The organism is Streptomyces sp. P5F9, assembly GCF_057961495.1.
The window spans coordinates 1-6320 of record NZ_JBXVPZ010000519.1 but is presented as its reverse complement, the minus strand read 5'-3'; the positions used below and the strand labels follow the sequence as shown (position 1 = coordinate 6320).

Below are 6320 nucleotides of genomic sequence, written 5' to 3'. Positions count from 1 at the left end.
AGTTTCCAGTGCTCTTGAAGCCAGACGCGGGTGCGGTGCCGGGCTTCGGCGACGGGGCGGAGGGGGTCGAGGGCTGAGGTGTCCCAACCGACGCGGGTGGGTGTGGTGTTGAAGAGAGGGAGATCCATCGTTCACCTCGCGGGGAGTCGATGAGCGGCTTGCGCCACACCGTAGCGGCGATTTCCAACCCGTGAGACCAAATTAACCCCAACAGGTTGAATTTTGGTGTTCGATGGACGGGCCCTACACCGGTGGGCACACTGTGCGCGAGCGAGGAGAGGACGACATGGCACCGAGGCAGACCCCGACAGTCCGGCAACGCCGTTTCGGCGCCGAGCTACGACGACTGCGGGAAGCCACCGGCATGTCCGCACCACGAGCCGCCGAACTCCTCGGCACGGACCGCACCACGATCTCCAACACGGAGGCGGGCCGCTTCGGCATCAGCGAGCAGCGTCTGCGGCGCCTGGCCGCCATCTACGAGTGCGACGACCCGACGCTGATCGACGCGCTGGCCTCGATGACGGGTGGACGCAGCGGCGGCTGGTGGGACGAGTACCGGGGCAAGGTGCCGCCCGACTTCCTGGACCTGGCCGAACTGGAGCACCACGCGGCGTCGCTGCGCACGCTCCAGACCGCCCATCTGCCGGGCATGTTCCAGGTCGAGGACCACGCACGCGCCCTCTTCGACCTGTTCATCCCGGCGCTGCCCCGCCTGGAGGTGGAACTGCGCATCGCCCAACGCCTCGCCCGCCACGCGGTGATCACCAAGGAGCCCCCGGTGCCGTACCAGGGCGTGATCCACGAGAGCGCGCTCCGTATGCAAGTGGGTGGCCGACAGGTGGCCCGCGCACAGCTCAACCACCTGCTCGCGGAGAGCGAGCGGGACAACGTCACGCTCCTCGTGATCCCGTTCAGCGCGGGCGGGTTCCCCATGGCGGGCGACTCCGTGCTCTACGCGGCGGCCGACAGCCCTCACCTGGACACGGTCCAGCTGGACTCACCGACCGGCGCCGTCTTCTTCGACGCCCCCGCCCAACTGGCCAACTTCCGGCGCCGTATGGACGCGGTGGAACAAGTAGCGTTGAATCGCAGCCAGTCGAGGGACGCCGTCCTCGACATCATCAAAGAGCTGTAAGAGGAAGAGCCGCCGTGCCCGAGTTGAAGTGGATCAAGTCCTCGTACTCCGAGGCGTCCGCCAACAACTGCGTCGAGATGGCGACCGCCGGCCCCCGCATCGCCCTCCGCGACTCGAAGCACCCGGAACTGCCCTGGACCACCGTGAGCCGCGCGGCATGGTCGGAGTTCACCGGCGCCCTGGGAGCAGGTCCGCTACAAGGAGAACCTCAGCAGTAGCCACGAAGTCCCCAGCCGTCACCACAGCGGCACAACTGGCTATCGGCACGGACCCGGTCATCCTCACCATCACGCGCACGTGACTGGCCACTTCATCGCGGACACCCTGGACGAGGCACTGCGCTCCGTCTCTGACGTACTGCGCCACGCCCTCACGCCCTCGCGCCCCTCAGTAAGACGCGGCGACCACGATCAACACGGTAGCCACCGCGCCGATACCCAAGCCGACGATCACCATGTATCCCTCCTGGGTTTTCCATTTCGGCTTCTTCAGAACCGTTTCAGTCGTCGCCCGGTCCGGCTTGAGCGGGTCGTAAACGACGCTGACGATGGATTCGTCACCCGCGAGTCCGAGATCCTCGGCCGCCATCGTGACGTAGTGCCTTTCCTCTCTTTCGTCGCGATAAATAACGTCGATCGAGGGGATATTCGCATTCCAGCTCGTACCACCACATCGGCCTTCGGTTCGAACCCCTCTTCTTCTGAGGATCCACACGTCACGCAGGCCGAACGCACCCAATCCCAGGCACACCAGCGCCGGCACGTACAGAATGAAGATGAACAAATCATTACCTTTCGTTACATAGTGCACCCACCTATCAGCAACGGCGGATCAAGGATACGGAAAAATGACCGACAAGCAGAGGATCGACGACCTTGAGACGAAGATCTCCACGCTCGAAGCGGGGCTCAAGGGCAAGGCAGACAAATCCGGCAGCATAAGCGTTGGTCAAGTCAGGACAGGAGTCCTGAAGACAGACCCCGCGAATTCGAGCGAACTCGCCACCACGTCGTACGTGAACGAAAAGACGAAACCGGCCGCGGTCCTGAAGACCATCCAGGACGCGGACCTCCTGGGCGGATCGAAATTCTCTGTGGCCTCCCTGGCCATGGGATCGGCCTTCAGCATAGGACTCGGCTCCCTCATCGCGGCCACCCTTCCGTCCATCTTCTCCACCAGCGACATCATCACGAAGTGGCTGGAGAACAAATTCCATGTCGTCCGACGCAATAACGGTCTTCTCTGGAGGGAGTCGGAAGAGCAGCGAAATCGACGACTGAGCCAGGAGCGCGCGCGAGACAATTTCGGCGCGCTCAGCGACGGGACAAGGCGTCTGACGGCAATCGTTTCCGGACTGAGGCGCAAAGTGAACGGGTTGGAGACCCGCATCACGCGAACCAATTCGAATCTCGGGGACACCGACAGCCGACTGGCAGCAGTGCGCACGGAAGTGCGAGACCTCTCCAGGAGATCAACACACGTCCAGAACCGAGCTCGGGGGGCGGCGTCGGTGGCCACGGCCGGCGGTACCGCTGACGAACTGCAAGTACTTCGTAGGCAGGTCGACATCCTCGTTGCCTCGCTCGGCTGACCTGTGCGGGGAACGGCTCCACAACCGCGAAAGGACCAGATAACGGATGTCACTCGTTCAGGCACTCAGTAGATCGGCCACCGCACTCAAGAACTTCCAGACCCAGGCGGGCACCGCGGGTACCGCCGTGAAGGGCGTCGGCGACAAGGCGAAGTCCGGCGAAGGTCAACTCAAGCAGTTCAAAACCGCGGTCCAGGGCTCCGGAAAAGAACTGAAAGACCTCAAAACCGCCTCCGACCAGGCCGAGAAGTCCCTCGGCAAAACCGGCAGGACCGGTTCCAGCGCCGGCACCAATCTCGGCAAGTACGAGTCCGGAGCAGGCAAGGCGGCCGCCGGCCAGGACAAGATGAACAAGTCGATGAAGGGCAACTTCTTCGGCATGCTCATGAGCCTGCTCCAGCCGCTCATCTCGAAGGTCATCGACATGGTGACCAACTCGAAGACCATGCAGAAGGTCCTGAAGCAGGCCTTCGAGGTCATCAAGGCCGTGATCAGCAGCGTCATGAAGGCCATCGAGCCGATCATGAAGAACGCCGGCAAGCTGATCAAATCGGTCTGGAGCGGCATCAAGACGGCGATCACGAACATCGTCAAGGCCGTCGCCACGGTCATCAGGACCTACGTCAACGTATGGAAGTCGATCATCACTGGCGTCCTGAAGGCGATCAGCACGGTCGTCTCCAACGTCTGGAAGGGCATCAAGGCCGTCATCTCGCCGGTCGTCAGCTGGGTCAAGTCCGCGATCCCGGACGCCTTCCGGGCCGTAAAAGACCGGCTGTCCAGCATCTGGGGCGGCCTGAAGGGCATCGCGAGCCGGGCCTTCGACGGCATCAGGGGCGCGGTCCGCGACCCGATCAACGCGGTCATCGGTCTCATCAACCGAGCGATCGGCGCCCTCAACGGCATCCACGTCTCCATCCCCGGCTGGGTCCCGATGGTCGGCGGCAAGACCTTCGGCGTCAGCCTGCCGAGGATCCCCGCGCTGGCCACCGGCGGTGTCGTCATGCCCCGCTCCGGCGGCGTCCCCGCGCTCCTGGCCGAGGCCGGCGAGGCGGAGGCCGTCCTGCCCCTCAGCAAGCTCGACCGCCTGCTCAAGGCAGCGGCCTCGCGGGGCCGGGCGTACGCCGGGATGTCCGCCACCGACGGCAGCGCACTCCACATCGAGAACTACTACGCGGCCCAGACCAGCACCCCGCAGAGCACCGCCGACGCGCTGATGTTCCTGGCGAAGGCACGCGGATGAGTAGCGCGGCCAATCCCCTCGCCGGTGCCGCCCCCGCCCTGCGCTCCTTCCGGACCAGGATCGAGCAGACCCACTCCGGCGTACGGTCCTTCGCCCAGCGCGTCACAGGCACCGCCGCCGACCTCGACCGCGCCACCACCCCCACCACCCAAACCGCCACAGCCGTACAGCAGATCAAGACGAACGCAGACACCGCCGCCCGTTCCGTCACCAGAACCGCCCAGACCACCACCACAGCCACCACCGGCATCAAGTCCGCCGCCACCAGGGTCAGGTCCGCCGGCAGATCCCTCAGCAAACTCACGACCAACCTCGGCGGTGTCTTCGCCATGGTCGGCGCCCTCATCGCGGCCTCCGGCGTCCTCGGCGGCCTCCTCGACACCTTCGGCACGGCCATGACCATCGGTTCCGGCGTGATGATCATCATCAACGCCCTCACCCGAGCCAACCCGATCGGCTTCGTCGCCGGCATCCTCCTCCCCCTGGCGGGCTGGCTGCTGGACATCGCGCTGAACTCCGAGACCGGCCAACGCCTGATGGACCAACTGGCGGCGCTGATCCTGAAGTACGTCCAGAGCTACCTCACGATCCTCGCCCCGATCCTCAAACTGATAGCCGGCGCGGTGAACACCTACGTCACCGGCTACCTCACCCTGATCACCACGACCCTCTCCATCCTCGGCACGGTCATCAACACCGGCTTCGCCGCCGCCAAAGCCCTGACCACCGGCGACACCCACGCCCTCAGCGGCAAGGTCTCCGCGATCTGGAGCGGCTTCAAGAACGCCGTCAAACCGGCCCTGAACTGGATCACCAAGGAAATCCCCCGCGGCTTCACCCGGGTCAAGGACGCCACCACCAACACCCTGCGCGCGATGGGCCAGTTCGTCACGACCGGCGCCCAGACCGTAGCCGGCGTCGTAAAGGGACCGATCTCCGGCCTCGTCGCCTTCGCGAACTGGGTGATCGACGGCCTGAACAAGCTCAGCTTCAGCATCCTCGGCAAGAAGTTCGGCGTACACCTCAACAAGATCCCGATGCTCACGGAGGGCGGCATAGCGATCCCCGGCGCCCGCACCGGCAAGGTCCTCTCCCTCACCACGCTGGAACGACAACGCACCCGAGCCACCCGCACCCGGACGGCCAGGCACGCCCAACCCACCCCCCACATCAAGGAGTTCCACGAGAGCACCGGCACCGGAGCCCACGGCACCGCGACCGACCTCCTCTTCCTGGCCTCCGCCCACGCCCGCGCATGAAACGGCACGCACCCTGACAGCGAGGTGACGGCCCCATGGCCGACCTGACGACGATCACATCCACCACTTCAATCGACGACGTACCCCCCGGCTCACTCATCACCCGCGACGGGCAGATGCAGTGGGCCGGACTGCTGCTGGGCCCCGGTACGCCGTACGAGATCGGCAGTGACGGGCTGACCGGCTGGGAGGATCTGCCGGACTACGACACGACAGACGCCGACCACCCCACCGCGCACGGCGCCTGGCCGGGCGCGCGGTACGCCAAGCCCCGTAAGGTCGGCGGCTCGGTGTGGACCGTGCCACCGCAGGACGACACCGCCTCCTCCCTCTCCGCGATGCGAGCCCTGCGTCAGGCGCTCCTGCTGGGCGACTCCGAACGCTGGCTTGCGGTACGGCTGCACGGCGAGACCCTGGCCATCCGAGCCCGGGTCAGCCAGCGCGTCCTGGCAGCCGACCGGACCTACACCACACAGGGCGTCTCCAAGGCATCGGTCCAGTGGTACGCCACCGACCCCCGCCGCTACACCGTCGACGAGCAAACGGCAGTCACCGGCGCCCCGCAGCCGGAGAGCGGCCTCACCTGGCCCCTGACCTGGCCGCTGTACTGGGGCCAGGCGTCATCCACCGGTGACGTGGGCGCGGACAACTCCGGTTCGGCCCCCACGCACCCGATCCTGACCTTCACGGGCCCCTGCACCAACCCCACGGTCACAGACCGCACTTCGGGCCGCCGACTGCGCTACGAGATCGGACTGGCGACCGGCGACGAACTGGTCGTAGACACAGCAGCCGGCACAGTCACCCTCAACTCCACAGCCTCCCGCCGCCACACCGCGGCAGCGGACAGCAGCCCCGAGGAACTCTTCGCCTTCGAACCGGGCCGAGCCGAACTGGCATTCCGCCCCGACACCTACGACACCGGCGCCCAACTCTCGGTCCGCTGGCGCTCGGCGGAGTGGTGACCACGTAGCGATCCCCGCCGGGACGGCCCACGAGCCCGCAGCCGCCAACGCAACGGGAGCGGGTCGTGGCGGTACGGCGCAGCCCGCCGCGTACCCGGCACCAACCCGCTCAACCGTGGTGACA

The 6320-nt window shown here is 66.0% G+C and carries 7 protein-coding genes; 6 read left to right on the top strand and 1 reads right to left on the bottom strand.

Annotated elements, in window-relative coordinates; all coding sequences use genetic code 11:
- Positions 1-286: 286 nt before the first annotated feature.
- Both AC31A1_RS44305 and AC31A1_RS44300 read left to right on the top strand, forming a co-directional pair.
- Positions 287-1138 (top strand): helix-turn-helix domain-containing protein, encoded by an 852-nt coding sequence (locus tag AC31A1_RS44305; protein WP_489658738.1) that lies wholly within the window; start codon positions 287-289, stop codon positions 1136-1138.
- A 14-nt stretch (positions 1139-1152) separates the two neighbouring features.
- Entirely contained in the window at positions 1153-1356 is a 204-nt protein-coding gene (locus tag AC31A1_RS44300) for a DUF397 domain-containing protein (protein ID WP_489658737.1), read from the top strand.
- Between the two features lie 169 nt (positions 1357-1525).
- Here the strand turns inward: AC31A1_RS44300 and AC31A1_RS44295 are convergent, their stop codons facing one another.
- Positions 1526-1921: a hypothetical protein gene (locus AC31A1_RS44295; RefSeq protein ID WP_393043884.1), complete on the bottom strand. Its 396-nt coding sequence runs from the start codon at positions 1919-1921 to the stop codon at positions 1526-1528.
- Positions 1922-1985: 64 nt separating this feature from the next.
- On the opposite strand from AC31A1_RS44295, the gene AC31A1_RS44290 reads away from it, so the two are divergent.
- The 4 genes from AC31A1_RS44290 to AC31A1_RS44275 are packed head-to-tail and all read left to right on the top strand — an operon-like array spanning position 1986 to position 6196.
- On the top strand, positions 1986-2729 hold the full coding sequence (locus tag AC31A1_RS44290; RefSeq protein WP_489658736.1) for a hypothetical protein: 744 nt from the start codon (positions 1986-1988) through the stop codon (positions 2727-2729).
- Positions 2730-2775: 46 nt separating this feature from the next.
- Positions 2776-3972, top strand: coding sequence for a phage tail protein (locus AC31A1_RS44285; protein WP_489658735.1), 1197 nt, complete (start codon positions 2776-2778; stop codon positions 3970-3972).
- Positions 3969-5231 carry a tape-measure protein gene (locus tag AC31A1_RS44280; protein ID WP_489658734.1) on the top strand — a complete coding sequence of 421 codons (1263 nt, stop codon included), beginning with the start codon at positions 3969-3971 and terminating at the stop codon, positions 5229-5231. Before AC31A1_RS44285 ends, AC31A1_RS44280 begins: the two co-directional genes overlap by 4 nt.
- A 35-nt stretch (positions 5232-5266) precedes the next feature.
- Positions 5267-6196, top strand: a complete 930-nt coding sequence (locus AC31A1_RS44275) for a phage distal tail protein (RefSeq protein WP_489658733.1) — start codon at positions 5267-5269, stop codon at positions 6194-6196.
- The last annotated feature ends 124 nt before the right edge of the window (positions 6197-6320 follow it).